The 18,281-nt window shown below is 59.5% G+C and carries 7 protein-coding genes; 2 read left to right on the forward strand and 5 right to left on the reverse strand.

The window, feature by feature from the left end:
• Positions 1–62: 62 nt before the first annotated feature.
• On the forward strand, positions 63–3,617 hold the full coding sequence (locus tag AA105894_RS06205) for a PAS domain-containing protein (RefSeq protein ID WP_267310927.1): 3,555 nt from the start codon (positions 63–65) through the stop codon (positions 3,615–3,617).
• Between the two features lie 124 nt (positions 3,618–3,741).
• Here AA105894_RS06205 and AA105894_RS06210 read toward each other — a convergent pair whose 3' ends face one another.
• The 3 genes from AA105894_RS06210 to AA105894_RS06220 all read right to left on the reverse strand — a co-directional run bounded on the left by AA105894_RS06210 (position 3,742) and on the right by AA105894_RS06220 (position 8,519).
• Entirely contained in the window at positions 3,742–6,180 is a 2,439-nt protein-coding gene (locus tag AA105894_RS06210) for a mechanosensitive ion channel family protein (protein ID WP_267310928.1), read from the reverse strand.
• Between the two features lie 207 nt (positions 6,181–6,387).
• Positions 6,388–7,608, reverse strand: a complete 1,221-nt coding sequence (gene hemA, locus AA105894_RS06215) for a 5-aminolevulinate synthase (protein WP_267310929.1) — start codon at positions 7,606–7,608, stop codon at positions 6,388–6,390.
• A gap of 143 nt (positions 7,609–7,751) precedes the next feature.
• A complete protein-coding gene (locus AA105894_RS06220; RefSeq protein ID WP_267310930.1) occupies positions 7,752–8,519 on the reverse strand; it encodes an EAL domain-containing protein in 768 nt (255 codons plus the stop codon).
• 442 nt (positions 8,520–8,961) lie between these two features.
• Here AA105894_RS06220 and AA105894_RS06225 point away from each other — a divergent pair, with 442 nt between their 5' ends.
• Positions 8,962–10,230 (forward strand): MFS transporter, encoded by a 1,269-nt coding sequence (locus tag AA105894_RS06225; RefSeq protein WP_267310931.1) that lies wholly within the window; start codon positions 8,962–8,964, stop codon positions 10,228–10,230.
• A 77-nt stretch (positions 10,231–10,307) separates the two neighbouring features.
• Here AA105894_RS06225 and AA105894_RS06230 read toward each other — a convergent pair whose 3' ends face one another.
• Complete coding sequence (locus AA105894_RS06230) at positions 10,308–16,655, reverse strand: type I polyketide synthase (protein ID WP_267310932.1); 6,348 nt, start codon at positions 16,653–16,655, stop codon at positions 10,308–10,310.
• A 97-nt stretch (positions 16,656–16,752) separates the two neighbouring features.
• Positions 16,753–18,216 (reverse strand): AMP-binding protein, encoded by a 1,464-nt coding sequence (locus AA105894_RS06235; RefSeq protein ID WP_267310933.1) that lies wholly within the window; start codon positions 18,214–18,216, stop codon positions 16,753–16,755.
• Positions 18,217–18,281 lie beyond the last annotated feature (65 nt).

Raw genomic sequence — 18,281 nt, forward strand, 5'->3', positions numbered from 1 at the left:
CTTCCGAAGACGCCCTCCCTCCCCCTGAATGCCGGGGTGCCTGAAAGCGGGGGGCGATCATCATGATGCTTATGGAGCACGCAGGGGCAGACCCGTCGAGCGGCGACGGCGGGCTCCACCATCACGCCCTTCAGCCTCTGCGCGAGGCCTTTCCAGATATCTGTTTTTCGCTTCTCCGGATTGGTGAGGGGCAACCTGTCCATGTCGATCCCAACAGGCATGGCTATCCCGATCTTGCGTTCTGGCAGGAGCATGACTGGGCGCGCAATACCCCCTCAGAGGGCGTGCAGTCCTTTTCCGGCTGGTCCTTTTATCCTTTTGGCGTCCCGGTTTCGGGAGCGATCGCCATCAATGCCCGACGCTCACAGATGGAGCGCCGTCATGATCGCACGATCCACGCCCATGCGCTGCTGCTCGGCGCCCTTTATGGGGGGGACCATGCCCTCCCTGCCCGGACAGTCACCACCGTGCAGACGCACCCCGCCTCGCATGTTGAAAAGAGCCCCCTGGCACAGCTGGGCTTCTTTCTGTGGAGTGCCGAGACCGGCAAGCTCACAGGCGATCCGCGCATGGCCTCTCTTTGCGGTCTGTCCCGCGAGGCATTGCGGCTGGGTGTGACCTGGCCTGATTTCATTGCCTGCATTCATGAGGATGATCGCCCATCTCCTCATCTGTCACCGGTCGAATGGCTTTTCAGCGCCCCGCAGGCGGGCGTGCGCCTGCGGGGCGCTGATAATGAGACGATCCGTGTCCATATCAGTGCACAACCCCATGGTCAGGATTGCACCGGCACGCTGATCGATATCGGCCATGACGACAGACTCGCCCTGAGAACAAGCCAGGCTTTCATCAATGCGATGCTGGTCAGTGCGAATGACTGCGTAAAAATTCTCGACCTCGATGGCGTCATTACCTTCGTCAATCATGGCGCCGTTCTCGTGCTCAATCTGTGTGCACCATCAGATATGATCGGCGTTTACTGGCCCGATGTCTGGCAGGAGCGCGGCCGCGCTCTGGCGCTTGAGGTCATTGAGGCCGCGCGCGCCGGCCGAACCAGCCACTTTCAGGATTACGTCGAAACCGCCGACGGGCGAAAACGCCTGTGGGACGTCGTTGTAGCGCCCATTCTGGGGCCCGATGGCAAGCCCGAGCGCATTCTTGGCATCTCGCGCGACATGACTCTCGCCAATCAGGAGCATGAACGCCTAGAGCTTGCTCTCGCCGCTGGTACGATTGTCGGTATGTGGCTGTGGGACGCCAAGAGAAAGCTGGTGAGCGGCGATTTTCGTATGGCCGAAACACTCGGCCTGCCGCCCGACGAGCTGGCCGAAGGCGTCAGTTTCGAGCGCCTGCTCCAGCATGCCGCTCCGGAAAACAGACCTGATATCGAGGCAGCGCTCGACGTCGCCCTGCGCGAGAACAAGCAGTTTCGCTGTGAATTCAGATTGCTCGATGACGGCACACGCCCTGCACGCTGGCTTGAGGCGAACGGCTCGTGCACCTATGATCCGCAGGGGGAGATCAGCAATTTCCCTGGTATCCTGCTTGATATCGACGGCCCCAAGCGGCAGACGCTCAAGCGCGAAGCCCTTGTCGTTTTTGGTGATGAACTACGCGCGCTGACCAGCGAGGCAGAGATTGTCGAACTGACGTCGCGCACGCTGGGCCTCACCATAGAGGCCGATCGCGCCGGGTTCGCCGATGTCGATCGGGAGCGCGAACTGGCGCATGTGACCGATAGCTGGCGTCGGAATGCCAGTTTTCCCGATGTTTCCGGGCTCTATGCTTTCCGGGCCTACGGCTCCTATATCGAATTGCTGCAACGCGGCGAATGCGTCGCAATCGACGACGTGCGCACCGACCCGCTGACTGCCGAACAGGCCGAGGCTTTCGCGCCCCTCAGGATCAGTGCGCTTCTCAATGTTCCGATCATGGAAAACGAGACGCTGCGTGCCGTAATCATCGTGCATTTCGCCCACCCCCATTGCTGGGACGAAATCACACTCTCATTCGTCAGAACCGTCGCTGACCGAAGCTGGGCAGCCATCAGGCAGGTACGCGCTCAGGAAGCCCTGCGCCGCATGAACGAGACGCTCGAAGAGCAGGTTCTGCGTCGCACCCGTGAGCGTGACCGTCTCTGGGCCATCAGCGCCGATCTGCTCGCACTGACAGATCGTGATGGCAAGCTGCGCTATCTCAATCCCAGCTGGGAGCGTTGCTTCGGCCCCAAGGCGCTGAGCTGGATGGGCAGCAAGATCGAGCAACTCGTGCATCCGGCCGATATGGCACGCGCTGCTGAAGCCCTCACCATGTTGCGCGCCGGGCAGCTCGAACACGGGATTGATCTGCGCTTTCTGCATCAGGATGGAGAATGGCACACATTCAACTGGTCCGGCTCCACCGAGGGTGACGACATCTATCTGATCGGGCGTGACGTCAATGACCGTATCGCGCTTGAAGACCAGCTGCGCCAGTCGCAGAAAATGGAAGCCGTCGGTCAGCTGACCGGAGGCCTTGCCCATGATTTCAACAATATTCTGGCTGGCATCGGCGGCGCCCTCGACCTGCTGGGCCGCAGGCTTGAGCAGGGGCGTACCGACGGGCTGGATCGCTATATTGTGGCCGCCAGAGGCGCGACCGATCGGGCCGCTGCCCTGACCCATCGTCTGCTTGCCTTCTCGCGCCGTCAGACGCTTGACCCGCAGCCCGCCGATATCAATGCGCTCATTCTGGGCATGCAGGACCTGATCAGCGGCACGATCGGCCCCGGTGCCGTACTCGAACTGAAACTGGATCAGGCCATAGGCCCGGCTCTGGTCGATACGAACCAGCTTGAAAATGCCCTGCTCAATCTGGCGATCAATGCCAGAGACGCCATGCCCGATGGCGGCACACTGCGCATCGCAACCTCCTATGCAAAGCTCGGCATTCTCCAGGCAGAAGAATGGGGACTGCGCCCCGGCCGCTACCTCGTGCTTTCGGTCACGGATACCGGTGTAGGCATGAGCGCCGATGTCATGGCCCGTGCCTTCGACCCGTTTTTCACCACCAAGCCGATCGGCAAGGGAACGGGGCTTGGGCTGAGCATGATCTATGGTTTTGCCCGGCAATCAGGCGGTCGCGTCAGCATTGCCTCGACACCCAATTCCGGCACATCCGTGCATATCTGGCTTCCGAGCCATGCGACCACGCTTCCCGCAGTGGCCAAACAGCCGGAACATTCGCGTGGCGATGAAACTCTCCGTCACTTGCGGGTGCTGCTTGTCGATGATGAGGAAACGCTGCGTTTCACCATGCGCGAGACGCTTGAAGACTGGGGAGCCCTCGTTCAGGAAGCTGGCGATGGCACGGCGGCCCTTGCCCTGCTCAACGATCAGGAGCGCCTGTTCGATGTGCTGATCACCGATGTCGGGCTTCCGGGGGGCCTGAATGGCCGTCAGCTTGCCGATGCCGCGCGTGTCCTGCGCCCCGGTCTGACGGTGCTGTTCATTACCGGCTATGCCGAGCAGGCACTCTTCAGCCGACAGGAAACCGACGAAAAAATTAACATCCTGCCCAAGCCCTTCACCTCGGCAGTGCTTGAGGAAAAGCTCAGAAGCGCCCTGCGCGACGCCTGAGCCTTCCCTTTCGCTGACGATAATCCAGATGCTTTTCAGCCTTGCTCGCCGTTTAAGGCACCAGCACAAGTCTCAATCTGTCTGGGGCCCCAGGGCTTTTCCTGTCTGACCAGAGGCGGCGCTATCAGGCGCCTGCCTCCTGCGTGTTCTGGCCCGGTGATAGCTCGGCCGTCTCTTCTTTCTGCGGCACGGGACCGAGCCCCTTCACCTCAACAAAGCGGGTCGGATAAGGCAGATGAATGCCATGCGCCTCGAAGGTCTTTTTCATGCGGCGATAGAACTCGCGCTGAACAGGCCACCGCCCCGCCGTCGTAGTCGGCAGGGTACCGCGCACGGTCACAGAGGTCTGGTTGAGCGCGTCCACCCCCCACATCTGGAAATCATCGATGATGAGCGCACCAAAACGCTCATCTGCACGCATCTCTGCTGTGATCTCATTGATGGCTGCCACCACGTCATCCGTATCGGTCTCATAGCCCGTCTCGGCAATGATGATCGCTCTGGCAAAATCGCGATTGTAGTTGATGATCTGGCCGAGTGAACTGAAGGGAAAGATATTCATCGAGCCATCATTGGCGCGCACATGCACAGTACGCAGCGACAGATGCTCGACCACGCCATAAGTGCCATTGAGGGTAACGGCATCGCCAACCGTCAGGGCGTTTTCCATCAGAAGGAAAATGCCGTTGATGAAATCCTGCACCAGTTTCTGCGATCCGAAACCGAGCGCCACACCGAAAATCGAGGCCCCTGCCAGAAGCGGTGCCACGTTCACACCGATTTCGCTCAGAATCGTCAGGCCAATGACAGCCACCAGCAGGACCAGAAGCACGATACGGATCATCGGTTGCAGCGTCCGCACACGGGCAAGACGGGCAGCCCCTCCTTCAAGCGCCCCGACCTTGCGGGCATAGCGCTCAAGCGTGAGGTTTGTCGCTTCCCATACCAGCACGCCAAGAAACAGCGCGATCAGAACAGTCATGGAAGACGAGATCAGCCTGTAGCCGAGCCCTCCGACGCCGAACAATGCCTTGACCGGAGCCCCCCAGGCGCTGGCGAGAGCCAGAACCGTCAGCACAACGATTACGACAGAGGTTACACGCTGGGCAGGTGCATAATAACGGCTGAAACGGGTCTGGGTATCCTCGCTGAGCGCCACCCAACCCGGTGCGGTACGGAACACGCGCTCGAGCACGCCATAAAGGATGATGCTGACAAAGCGCATGAGAACCAGCGCTGCCGCACTGCGCAGAAAGAGCTTCCAGATCGCAGCATAGCCATGATGGATCTCGGCTGCCCAGACCAGCCAAAGCCCCATGTCGAAGAACAACGCGACAACCCACCAGACGCGGCCGAACAGATGGAGTGCGCTGGCGCCGACGCCGCGCCTGTCGCCCCGGTCACACAGACGCATAACGCGTGGACGGCTGCGCATGATCATGACGGCAACCATCAGATGCAGCACCAGCGTCACGATCTTGAGCAGGGCCTCGACGACACGATCCGGTAGGCCGCAATCATCGAGCGTCTCGAGCGCTGCCGCCGAGATGCCCGTGGTGATCACGAGGAGCCGCGTCCAGTCGAACAGAAAGACAGCAGCGGAGTCAGAAAGCAGGGCAAGGCGCAGCCAGGGGCGCCTGGGCGCCAGAACAGTCCTGACGGCCACGATCAGCCCACCGGCGATCAGGGCCGTTATGCTGAGCGCACGCAGCAGTGCCGTGGTTGCTTCATCGGCATCGGGGTCGACCACGATGATCAGCAGCGCAATGAACGGCACAACAAGCACACGCAGGCTGTCGAGAATCAGGCAGAGCAGACTATAGGGAAGACGTTTGAGCACCAGCATGAGGCGGGCCAGTGCCCCCTGGTGACGCAAGCGCGACAGACGCTCCTTGTCCTGCCCTTCTTCTGTCTCTCCGGTGGCTTCGGAGGGTGTCGAGGCGGCCTCACGTTCAACCGCTTCCTCGGCCGCCTGACGATCATCCTCTCCCTTGATCAGGGCTGCGCGCCCCTTGATACGGGCCATGGCCTCGATCCGCCCGCGAGGACCACGCAGCAGGAAACGTAGCGCATAGAACAGGCCCGTACTGACAAAAGCGAGCCCCAGCGCCCGCAGGAGAAGCTTCAGGGACTCCTTGCGATCGGCTTCGCTGTTGCGCATATGGCGCCACCAGGGGCCAATCGCACGGACATCGACAACCGTCCGCAACAGCGAATGTGCCTGCGCACTGGCAAGGCGGCTCCAGTCGGTCGCGCTGCCAAGTATCTCGGCGCCCAACCCGTCCGGCTTCAGTTTCGAGGGGCCATTCGCTCCCTGGGTTCCGCCCTGCTGCGCCTGGGTCAGATTCTGCAAGGTGGTGAGAAATTCCTTGCGTCTGGTCTCGTCATTGAGAACCGAGGCGAGTTGTCTGGCCTGTTCGGCAGTAATATGGGGCGCCGCCGTGGTCGCGGGCGCCGTCTGCGCCTGGACAGGGTGCACCATACCGGCGAAGAGACCGGACATCAGAATCATGAGCGCCGCGAACAGGGCGCGGCACGATGGTGCTCGTGAAATGGGCAGCATCGGAGACTTCCTTGCGGGAGACGGATCGGGATGAAGGCCTTTGCCTATAACAGGACAGGCAGGCCGGGCAATGCGCAGAAGCGCAAGCTGCACGCATCGACATGGCACCAGGCGGAACGCGGGCACCGCCGCGATCGTTGCAGCACCAGCGCTGTCAGTATCTCAGGCGAGAGCGGGAGCGGGGGTGCAGGACACCCCCGATGCCACTCAGGCCGCTTCGGTCAGACGATGTTCACGCCACAGAACCGAAAGCGCCGATACGAGAGAGTCGATATCCTCGCGACTGTGCAGCGGGCCCGGCGTGATGCGCAGGCGCTCTGTTCCACGGGGAACGGTCGGATAATTGATCGGCTGGATGTAATGACCAAAGCGCTGCAGCAACGCGTCGGAAAGCGCCCGGCAGCGCGTGGCATCTCCTACCATGACCGGCACGATATGAGACGGATTGGCCAGATGGGGGATATTGGCGCGATCAAGGCTCTCGCGTAGCCAGGCGACGGCCTGACGGTGCGCCGAACGCTCGGCCTGACTCTGGCGCAGATGGCGGATGCTGGCGAGCGCGCCTGCGGCCACCATCGGCGGCAACGCCGTGGAGAAGATAAACCCTGAGGCAAAAGAGCGCACGAAATCGCAAAGTGCCGCTGTGCCGGTGATATACCCACCGACAACGCCGAAGCCCTTGCCGAGCGTCCCCTCGATGACCGAGAGCCGATGCGCTATGCCCCGCTCTTCGGCTACGCCACCACCCTGATGGCCATACAGGCCTACAGCGTGGACCTCGTCGAGATAGGTCAGGGCGTTGTACCGGTCGGCCAGATCGCAGATCTCTTCGATAGGCGCGATATCGCCATCCATCGAATAGACCGACTCAAATGCCACGATCTTGGGTGTCTCCAGAGGAATCGCCTTCAGCTTTTCCTCGAGATCGGCCACGTTGTTATGGCGGAAGATCATTTTTTCCGCACGGGAATGGCGTATGCCTTCGATCATCGACGCATGGTTGGCAGCATCGGAGAGCACGACGCAGCCCTTAAGACGGGCAGCAATCGTCCCGAGCGTCGCCCAGTTCGACAGATAGCCGGAATTGAACAGCAGCGCCGCTTCCTTGCCATGCAGCGAGGCCAGTTCGGCTTCGAGCGCCACATGCTCATGATTGGTGCCGGAGATGTTGCGTGTGCCACCAGCCCCGGCGCCGCTGCGCTCGAGGCTCTCATGCATGGCCTTGAGCACCTCAGGATGCTGACCCATGCCGAGATAATCGTTGGAGCACCAGACCGTGATGTCGCGTTTCAACCCATGATGATAGGCATGAGGAAACTGGCCTGCATGACGCTCGAGCTCGGCGAAATGCCGATAGCTGCCATCTGCCTTGAGCCCATCAAGGGCTGTCTGGAAATACCGGTCATAGACCGCATCTGCCTGCGCCATCTCTTCTCCTTCTCTTCAGCACCTAGCGCAGAACAGGTTAAGTCGTTGCAGGGCAAGTTAAACTCACGTTATGGGCGCTCCCCCGAAGAGAGGACGACACCCCACGCCAGACATGCCCTGCAATCAGGCCCGTGAGCCCTGCGTCAGGGACAGGGCAGTGCCTCACGAGACGCAATACGGTCAAGCTCGCGGCAATGTCCCCCCATCTCGTCAAACCCGGCGGAAAGCGCAAAGGCGAACTGCGCCGAAGAGGTGATCCGGCCCAGATGGGTCTTGATACCCAGAGCATGCATTGCCTCGCAGCTTGCAGCGAAAAACCGCGTCGCCACCGGGTCGAGCCTGTCGGGAGGGGGATTGGGATCGAGGGGGCGCCACAACCCGGTGGGTGTCATGACAAGAGCGGCATCCATGCTGATGCCTGAGACAAGACCAGATGCGGCGCGCTCTCGAAGCAGACTCAGACTGGAAGGATCCTGCCCAAAGCGCGTCACCCAGATTTCGACCCCCCAGTCAATGAGAATGGCAAGAGCCAGAGCCTGATCACGATTATCGGCAGCGAGACGCTGCTCATGAAGCGTGAGTCGCAACGCTCCGGGAGGAAACGCCGTCTCTGCGAAGATTTTCTGCAATGCCGAAACGAAATCATTGTCAGGTGCCATCGGGTCGGCGAGTGTCATGGTGATTGAGTGTGCCGTCTTTGCGGAGGTCACGAGTGGGGCCGTTTGTCGACAGATCTCATGCAGTCGCGTCAGATCCGTTTCGGCAACGCCTGAACCCTGAGGGCGCGGTCGCATCTCGCCCTGGCGTCTATGCCTGACAATGGCAGAAATATCAGGCTCTGCTTCCCATCCGATCTGATGAACGGCGTCGTCGCGCAGGCCGAAACGACTTATCCAGCGCGTTTCAGGCACCTGCAGGCGTGCCCTGGTTTTTGCCCCGGTGCGGATTCGACGAGAGCCGGAGGCATTTGGGCCCCGTGCGCCTTTTCCTGCCACTCCCTTTGCAGGGGCAGGAGGGGCGCTGGGCAACGGAGTATGGTTTTCATGCGAGAAAGACACAGGACCCACCCGATCGGAGTCCCGTTCGCCTGAACCCGGGACAAATCCGGACTGCCCCGTGTCATGCATCTGCTCTTCCCCATTATGGCACAGGGAAAGACGCTAACAGCAGACCTCTAACAAGCTGTTAACCATCACCAAACATACTGCCATTACCACCCGCAGCACACGCGCTCGTGAGATCAGGACTCGATTTTTCAGAAACGGCAATGCAGAATAGGGAGTGAAACGGTCCGCTATCTGACGCGCTTACGTCGCTCTCCCTTCGTTTTCCTTTCTGTTCAAGGACGAGACCATGTCGGCCTCCGCCCGCCCTTCGCCCCTGTCACATCTTCTTGCCTACCCGCCACTCGTCGCCCTCAAGCCCTATTGGCGCGTCACGATTGCGGCTTTTCTCGGCTGGTTTCTCGACGCTTTCGACCAGACGGCCCTGCTTCTGACACTGCCTGACATCTCTCATGATTTCGGGGTGACGATCAGCGCTCTGGGGTCGGTCCTGCTGGCGCAGAGTTTCGGTCGGGCCATAGGCAATACGGGATGGGGCTGGCTGGCTGATCGCTACGGACGTCGGCTCGCCTTCCTTCTGGGGGTGCTCTGGTTTGGCGTGTTCTCGGCTGCGACCGGCTTTTCCAACGGCCTGATCAGCATGATCGTCATCCAGTTTCTGTTCGGTATCGGCTTTGGCGGCGAGTGGACGGCTTCAGCTGCCCTGCTGATGGAGAGCGTGCCGGGTCGAAGCCGCGCCATGGCATCGGCCATCATGATGTCGGGCTATGAACTGGGCTTTCTCGCAGCAACCGCGGCACAGGCGATCATCCTGCCACATTACTCGTGGCGTCTGCTTTTCTTCATCGGCCTCGCCCCTGCCCTGCTCGCCCTCTTTATCCGTATCGGCGTGCAGGAGAGCCCGGTCTGGAAACTGAAGCAGGAACAGCGTCTCAACGCCACCGAGGCTGCGCCTGCGCCAAAGGTGAAATTCGTCCTGACCATGGCGGCAGTACAGGCCATCGCCCTCATGTCGTTTCTGGAGTTCCAGAAAGCGGCGATCTACAGCCTTTACCCCACCATCCTGCGGAGTGTTCACCATCTGAGCCCGGCCATGGTCTTCTGGCCCATCGGCTGCTTTTGCATCGGTTCGCTTGTCGGCAAGCTCGGCTGCGGGGCGCTTGCCAGCCGTTTTGGCGATCTGCGCGTCATTATCGGCACATTGATCGTGGTCGTGCTGACGATCTATCCATTCCTGAGCGCCAGTGCCTATCCGGTGCTGCTGATATCCGCCGTTATCATGGGGCTTGCGGCTTCAGGCGTTTTCGCTCTTGTGCCGCATTATCTGGCAAAGCGTTTTCCTTCAGATACGCGCAGCTTCGGCATGGGGCTGAGCTATGCCATCGGGTCGCTCGGGCAAGGTCTGGCGGGCAAGCTCGTGCCTGTCTGCGGGCGTTCGCTTGGCCTGCCTCTCTCGGCCCAGCTTTTCGTCATCGGATCGAGCGTCGTGGTTGGCGCAATCGCGTGGATCGAACCCAAGGAATTGCCCGGCGAGACGATGGAAATCGAGCACGACTGACATCAGCAGCCATCGTCGAAAACAACAAAAGCCGGGAGGAGATCCTCCCGGCTTTTTGCGTACCTGGCTCGATGAGTTCAGGCAGAGGCCAGAGCGTTCAGACTGATCTGACGCAACACGTTTTTCGCGATTTCCCGGATGGGTTCATTGCGTGAAAGCACCAGCAGGGAAATCTCGACATTGAACTCGGTCTTGATGGCCGTCTGAATCTCGACGCCGGCAAGGGAATCCACCCCCAGCTCATTGGGACGAGCCCCTGGATCAATGCTGTCAGGCGCCATTTTCAGCACACTGCCCAGAATGGTCTTCACATTCTCCAGAACGAAATCATACCGCTCTTCCGGTGAAAGTGCCTGAAGATGGGCGAGTTTCTGTGCTGAGGAATTGCGATCATTCTTTTCACGGCGGATGAGCGCGAATTTCGGGTTGCGCTCAATGCCCCCGTGCTGGGTAAAGCAGGTCTCCCAATCGATTGCGAGCGCCGCCACAGTATCGCGGTCGCGATTGAGCAGATCCGGCAGAAGCGACAAGGCCTCTTCGCCCTGAAGGAGACGGAAGCCCGCAGTTTCAAAGAACTGCACGACGCTGCCTTCCTGCGCCAGCATGCCGATTTCGGCAATTGGCCCCCATTGCACCGAGAGCGCAGGATATCCCGCCTTGCGTCGCGCGCTGGCCAGCGCATCGAGCCAGGTATTGGCGGCAAGATAGCTGCTCTGACCGATATTGCCCGTCACGGTGACAATGGATGAATACAGCACAAAATAATCGAGCGGGCAGTCGCGCGTCAGTTCGTCGAGATGACGGCCGCCGAGAATTTTGGGGGCGAGCACCCGACGTAGGCTCTCTTCGCTATATTTCGACACCAGCCTGTCATCGAGCACACCGGCTGCATGGAAAACGCCCTTCAGCGGATGACCTGCCTCCAGAATGGCGGCCTTGATGCGCGTCAGGTCCTCCAGAATGGCGACATCGCCATAATGCAGCGTGACACGGGCACCAGCCTTTTTCAGCGCCTTGATCTTTGCCAGTGTCTCAGCGTCATCACGTTTGCTGCGCCCCATCAGATGGAGATGGCGCGCACCATGGGCGGCAAGCCAGGCGGCAGTTGCAAGACCCAGCCCGCCCTGTCCACCCGTCACGAAATAAGCCCCTTCAGGATCGATCGGCCTGACAGGCTGACGCTGGGCACGGACATCAGCAAGATCCTCGTAGGAAACGAGGATCTTGCCGATATGCTTTGCCGACGACATGAACTTGAAGGCCTCGCGCACTTCGGATGCCGGATAGACCTTGTGAGGCAATATGACCGTGTCGAACTTGCGCGAGAGATAGGGGATACGATCGAAAATCGACACGGCCTTGCGATGGTCATTGGCCATCATCAGATCGAGATCGAAGCTGTGGAACGAGACATTGCCGTTGAAGCTGAACTGGGAAAGATCGCGCTTTTCCCAGATATCCTTCTTGCCGATTTCAACGAAACGCCCGGTATTGCACAGCAGCGCAAGGCTATGAGCCTGCATCTCACCAGGCAGGCTGTTGAGCACGACATCGACACCCTTGCCGCCGGTCACATCCAGAATGCCCTCATAGAAAGCGAGACTGCGTGAATCCCATACGGCCTCGCAGCCACGATCGAGCAGGATCTGACGCTTTTCGTCATTGCTCGCCGTGGCAAAGATGCGGGCACCGATAATCTTAGCGATTTCGATTGCGGCAAGCCCGACCCCGCCTGCTGCGGAATGCACAAGCAGGATCTCACCCTTCTTGAGATGGGCAAGATCGTGCAGGCAGTAAAGTGCGGTTGCGATCGCAATGGGCAGACCCGTCGCTTCGGCAACGGTAAGGGGGCGCCCAGCCGTTTCGAACAGGTCGAGCGGCATGACACGAAAGCCCTTGACCGGCAGCGTCATGTGCGAGGCAAAGCAACCCGGATGGCAGGTCAGATAGCGCTTGCCGACTTCAAAGCGCTTGACCCCCTTGCCGACCGCCACAACCTCGAAGCAGCATTCCATGCCCATTTCGACCGTATGATAGGTGTCGAGCAGGAATTTCTCGGGCAGAACCGAAATGCCCTTGAGCATGTCCTTGAAATTGAGGGAGGTCGCCAGGATGCGGATCGTGATCTCGCCACGCCCCGGAGGACGCACGTCGAAAGCCTTGTAATAAAGACCATCCAGTGTGCCCGTCCGGCTCTTTTGCAGCTTGATGCCGGGGGTACCGGGCAGCTGGGCCAGATTTCTGTCAGGCTGCCCCTCAACCGGCATGAAACGCGGCACGAAACGCCGCCCTTCGCGCAGGGCCACTTCGGCTTCTGAATCCTCATTCAGGATTTCAGCGGCCAGAGCGGTCAATGCATCGGGCGTGGACAGTGTGTCGACATCGATCACCTTGCCCCGGAAATCGGGACGCTCATCGACCAGCCCCTTGAAGAAACCCACAAGCGCCGCGCCATCGGCATTCACACGGGCCGTTTTGGCAAGCACGTCCTCAGGATCGAAAAACAGGGAGTTTTCCGACACAAAAATCAGTCTTGGCTGCTTTTCGCCATTTTCGAGCGAAAGACGGTTGCCGAACTTCACCAGCGCATTGATCTGATCGATGATCGCATCGAACGCGTTATCCCGCGCAGTGTCTGCACTATAGAGAACGGCATCGAGCGTCAGACCGGGTTCAAGTCCGATCGTCTCTGCTGTGATGGCACCCGACCGTGGCACCGACAGTACAGTGACACCATTCTCCTCGAGCAGCGCAGCAAGTTTCTTGACTGCGGCCGTTTTATGCCCGGCAATGAGGAGGGTCTTGGGTTCCGCGAAGAGGATCGAGGCCTCTGTCTCGGTCCACTTGGTGAAATACTGCTGGGTCTCAACCGCTTTGGCGGCTTCCTTGCGTACACGGGGCACCTCGGCCAGGCGCAGCCCCCTGATTTCGGCAGCGGGCATCCCTTCGGTCGTGTAAAGCCGCAGTGTCGCCTCGATCAGGCTCTGACTGATGGTCGTGATCTCGACCCGGGCCACGATCTCACTCAGCCCCTTGGCGAAACAACTCAGACGCTCGAAACCGACCGGCACATACATGTGGTCAGAGAAGCTTTCAGGCACCAGACCGATCAGGGCATGCATGGCGCCATCGAGCAAGGCCGGATGCAGATGATAGGCCTCAGCATCTCCCTGCTCTGCCTCGTTCAACCCTATCCTTGCATAGGCAACACGTCCCTGCACGGCAAACCGCTGCAGCGTCTGGAAGCTCGGCCCGTAATGAAAACCATGCGCGCGGATCTTCTCATACAGGGCCGCCCCGTCATGACCCTGGGCAAGGCATTCACGCGCTTCCTCCCTGTCGATGACCGGCATGGGCCAGGGCGCAGCAGAGAGGATATCGACCTGTCCATGGTCGAGCCACATCTCGCTGTATTCTTCCTTGGCACTGAAAAAGCGCAGGGTATTTTTTAACTCGTCATAGACAAGATGCATGACCGGGTTATCGCCAGTCTGCACGACCAGAGGCGCGAGGATCTCGAAATTCGCGAGCACAATGCCGGTCTGACCCTCGACCTCATGACCCACCGCGAGGGCGGATTCGATGAACCCGGCCGCAGGCAGCAGGATCACATTGTCGATGCAGTGGTCCTTGAGCCAGGGTACGCCAAGCTCTGTCAGATCGACCACCCAGGATTTTCCCGGTGTCATGGCGCCAAAGCCGATCAGCGGATGACCGTTGCCGCCCTGTCGAAAACGCTTCTCGCGCTCGTTTTCGATCCAGCACTCCTCACGCGACCAGCGATAGGATGGCAGATCGATCAGCGCACCCGCCGTGATGGCCTGCCAGTCGAGACGCGCCGTCTGAAGGATAATGTTCGCGACGGCATTTTCGAGGCATTTGGCCTCGTCTTCCTGACGATTGAGAGTGCTGATGACGCTCAGCTTGGCCTGCTGCTTGTCTGCCACCGACTTGAGAGACCGCCCGATGACCGGATGCGGGCCTATTTCGACAAATTGCGTGAAGCCGTCAGCGAGACAGGCCTCGACAGCAGACGCGAAAAGAACCGGCTGTCTGGCATTTTTGAACCAGTAGTCGGAATCGACGCGATGCTCGCCTACTGTAAGTGCGCCATGAACGGTGGAATAGAATGGCGTGGTCGCCGCTTTGGGCGAAAGATCGCTCAGTGCCGTTTTCAGATCGGTTTCGATACGATCCATGACGGCACTATGAAATGGCACGTCGACATTCAGAATGCGATTGAACAGCCCCTTCTGCGACAGATGGGCAGAAAGCGTCCTGATTGCTTCTTCCGGTCCGGCAAGGGTGCAGGTGTTGGGCGCATTGATTGCCGCCACACAGAGTTCGGGCGCCTGTTCGGCAATGACTTCCTGCGCAGCTTCGGCAGACAGACCCACAGCAAGCATGCGTCCCGTACCATCAAGCGTGCCCTGCAACGTGCTGCGATAATAGATGACGGTGACGGCGTCATCGAGGCTCAATGCACCGGCCACATAGGCAGCGGCTACCTCGCCCATGCTGTGACCCAGAACCGCATCTGGCAGAATACCCTGCTGGGCAAGATATTCGGTCACCAGAACCTGAATCACGAAGATGGCAGGCTGCAGGATGGCCGTATTATCGATACGTGTGAATTCTGCTTCTTTCAGGATTTCATCGATAATCGAAAAGCCTGAAATCGCCTTGAAAATCGTATCGCAGCGTCGTGCCTTGGCAAGAACCGCCTCTGGCGCGTGGTGCAGCAGATAGCGCCCCATACCCCACCATTGCGGCCCCACGCCAGAATAGACAAAGACAATACCACGCCCGGATTGTGCTTCGACACTGGCTTGGAACACATCGTCCTGACGCTGATCCTGCAGATAGGAATCGAGCTTTGCACCCAGATCCTTTTCATCGCGCGCCATGATGAGAAGACGGTTGCGAAACAGCGTACGCGATGTCGCCAGGCTGAAAGCCAGATCACCCAGGGCAGGTGCCGGGCTGGCGTCCAGACGCTCACGATAGGCTGCCGCCATGAGAGGCAATGACGTTTTGGAAAAGGCCGTCAGCAGAAAAGGGATTTTGCCGTTGATCCGCTGCGCTGCGCCTTTACGGCCCGTGGCCTTCTTTTTCGTCTCGGGACGACGCAGCAGGGCAATCGCATTCGTTCCGCCATAGCCGAAAGAATTGACGCCAGCATAGCGCGCGGGCTTCGTGGTCGCGAGCGACCGCATGCCTCCACGTGCCACATCGAGATTCCATTCATCGAGGTGGATGGACGGGTTGATGTTCTGTAGCCGCGGCTGCGGGGGCGCTTCCTGATGGCGCAGGCACAAGGCCGCCTTGAGCGTGCCGAGCGCGCCTGCTGCTGCTTCGGTATGACCCAGATTGGCCTTGATCGCCCCGATAACCAGCTTCTCATCCTTGAAACGGGCTATGGATTGCGCCAGCGCATAGGTTTCGATCGGATCGCCGGCGGGCGTGCCGGTGCCGTGGGTTTCGACATAGGCGACGTCGCCGGGATCAACCTGCGCCGCCTCCAGAACCTCGGTCATGAGACGCGACTGAGCCCCGGCATCGGGTGAGGTCAGAAACTGCGTACGGCCATCCGAATTCACGCCAGTGGAACTGACAATGGCGTGGATGGTATCGCCATCGCGCTCTGCATCCTCAAGGCGCTTGAGGATGAAGACCACACTGCCTTCGCCTCGGCCATAGCCGTCTGCAGCAGCATCGAAACTCTTCGAGCGTCCGTCACGGGCGATGAAGTGCCCCTTGGACATGAAAATCGAGGTCTGGGGGCAGATCATGAGACTGACGCCACCCGTGATGGCTACATCCGTCTCGCCCTCATTCAGGCTGCGGCAGGCCTGATGCAGTGCCACAAGCGATGAGGAACAGGCCGTGTCGATCGACATGCAAGGGCCCTGCAAGTCATAGACATGCGCCAGTCGGGCAGAGAGCATGGTTGACGGTGTTGCCGTCGCCGCAAAATGGTCGCGCACCGTCGGAAGATTATAGGGGCTCGACGTATGGGCATGCGCATCGACGGCGAAGATGCCGATAAAGACACCGGTTTTGTGTCCTGCCAGCCTCGCAGGCACAACACGGGCATTCTCCATCGCCTCCCACGTGACTTCGAGCAGCAATTTCTGCTGCGGATCCATGATCTGCGCTTCTCTCGGAGAAATTCCGAAAAAGAGCGGCTCGAATTCGTGGATGTTCCTCTTAAGAAAACTGCCCCTGCGCATATAGGTTTTCGAAGGGGCTTCGATTTCCTCGGCGTAGAAGCGTTTGACGCTCCAGCGCTCCTCGGGAATATCCGTGACCGCTTCACCCTCCGCACAGAGAAACGACCAGAGTTCATCGACATTTCTGATATTGGGTGCCAGGCGGCAACCGATCCCAATGATGGCGATATCAGCAGTTTTCTTGCGCGACATAACGACAACCGAACCTTATTATAATCAGCATCTGGGAAGACTATAGAAATAATCCGCATAATACGCGTGACAATTTCTTGCCTACCCTTTTTCGACTTCAGTGAGCACTGGTTTCAGAGCGTTGGAATGCTCTGGAGAGCCTTTCGCGGTCAACGCGACCATCCAGCGACCAGGGGATATGATCAACCGTCATCACACAGACCGGGGGCAAGGTTGGATAAAAAGCCCGAAGCGCCTGAGCCAGATGATCGGCATTGAACCCCTTGTCTGATGCGAGCGCGATATTCAGCCTCTCCCGGCCTGCTTCATCAAGCGAGAGGAAACTGCCAAGCTCGCGTTGTCCGAGCATATTGCGCGCGATATCATCCACGATGCCGAGATCGAATTTATCTCCACCCAGTGAGACAAGATCATCAACACGTCCCGTGATATGCAGGCGCTGCCCGGCATCGAGCAGGCCGCGATCGCCCGGATAGAACCATCCCTCCGCAAAATGACGGGACTGCTTTTCCTGGATATCGGCGTAGCCGTCGAGCAGACCTGTGCTTCTGATACGCACCACGCCTTCTTCGCCTGCGGCCAGCTTCTTCCCCTGAGCGTCTACAATCTGCAGGGTGACCCAGGGCAGAGCCGTTCCAACAGTCTGGTCGTCTTCGAAAGTCGCGGCATCGCCAAGGGCAATGGCGCCCGCCTCGTCCGTACCATAGGCGGCTGTGACACGGCGGGTCAGCTTCGCGAGTGTCTTGTCTCGAAGCGTACGGCTCAGCTTGCCACCTGTCACGATCAGCTTCAGCGTATCGAGCGGCTGCATGCCCGGCGGAAGCACCTCGATGATATGGGCCAGATGACCGGGCGTAACGACAGCCACTGTCGGAATCCTACGGGCAATCAGAATGCCGATATCGGTATGACTGACAAAATTCAGCGGTGAGCCGCCGCACAGGGCGCTGCACCCGACGATAAACCCGGTGAGCGAAATGACGCCGATCGTCGAGAGGACATGGGGCGTCTCGGTGGTAACCCCGCCCATGATCTGCTCCTGAAAAATCATATGCATGATCGCCATCTCAGCCTGACGATAGGTCATTGCCAGAGGGCGACGCTCGGCATCCGTACCTGCCGCGATGGCATAACGGCAGATCGCGTCGCAATCGATGACGACATCGATCGGCTGCGGCTCCGTTTCACGCACACGGCTCAACCAGGCCCCGTTGACCTCCAGCACCTGGAGATCCTGAAGTGACAGCCCACCCAGGGACAGAACGACATCTGGGCCGAGTAGCTGAACATCGCGCAGGAACGAAGGATTCGAGCTTTCGGGAAGAGATGCGCTCGCCAGACCCAGCGATGCAAGCGACAGAATAAAGACCCAATGCCAGTAAAGATTACCGCAGTGGATACCGACAAGTTTCGGCTTTGCCTCACGCAGCTTGCTGAGTGCAGCCACCACCGCCATGACGTCGCGGTCGAGTTGAACAAAGGTCCAATCCTGCGAGAGACTGTCAAAGGCAAGGGATTGCGGGTTCTGTCGTGCGTGACGCAACGCCATAACGTGAAACATTCAGATCAATCCCCAAACGAAAATGGGGCGGCCATGACAGCCGCCCTGTTTACCCACAAAATACG

The organism is Asaia spathodeae NBRC 105894 (assembly GCF_025994195.1).
GTDB lineage: Bacteria > Pseudomonadota > Alphaproteobacteria > Acetobacterales > Acetobacteraceae > Asaia > Asaia siamensis.

Excerpts from the sequence above, each read along its gene's own strand:
- AA105894_RS06230 (WP_267310932.1), bottom strand. The coding sequence starts at position 16,655 with ATGTCGCGCAAGAAAACTGCTGATATCGCCATCATTGGGATCGGTTGC.
- AA105894_RS06205 (WP_267310927.1), top strand. The coding sequence starts at position 63 with ATGATGCTTATGGAGCACGCAGGGGCAGACCCGTCGAGCGGCGACGGC.
- AA105894_RS06210 (WP_267310928.1), bottom strand. The coding sequence starts at position 6,180 with ATGCTGCCCATTTCACGAGCACCATCGTGCCGCGCCCTGTTCGCGGCG.
- AA105894_RS06235 (WP_267310933.1), bottom strand. The coding sequence starts at position 18,216 with ATGTTTCACGTTATGGCGTTGCGTCACGCACGACAGAACCCGCAATCC.
- hemA (WP_267310929.1), bottom strand. The coding sequence starts at position 7,608 with ATGGCGCAGGCAGATGCGGTCTATGACCGGTATTTCCAGACAGCCCTT.
- AA105894_RS06225 (WP_267310931.1), top strand. The coding sequence starts at position 8,962 with ATGTCGGCCTCCGCCCGCCCTTCGCCCCTGTCACATCTTCTTGCCTAC.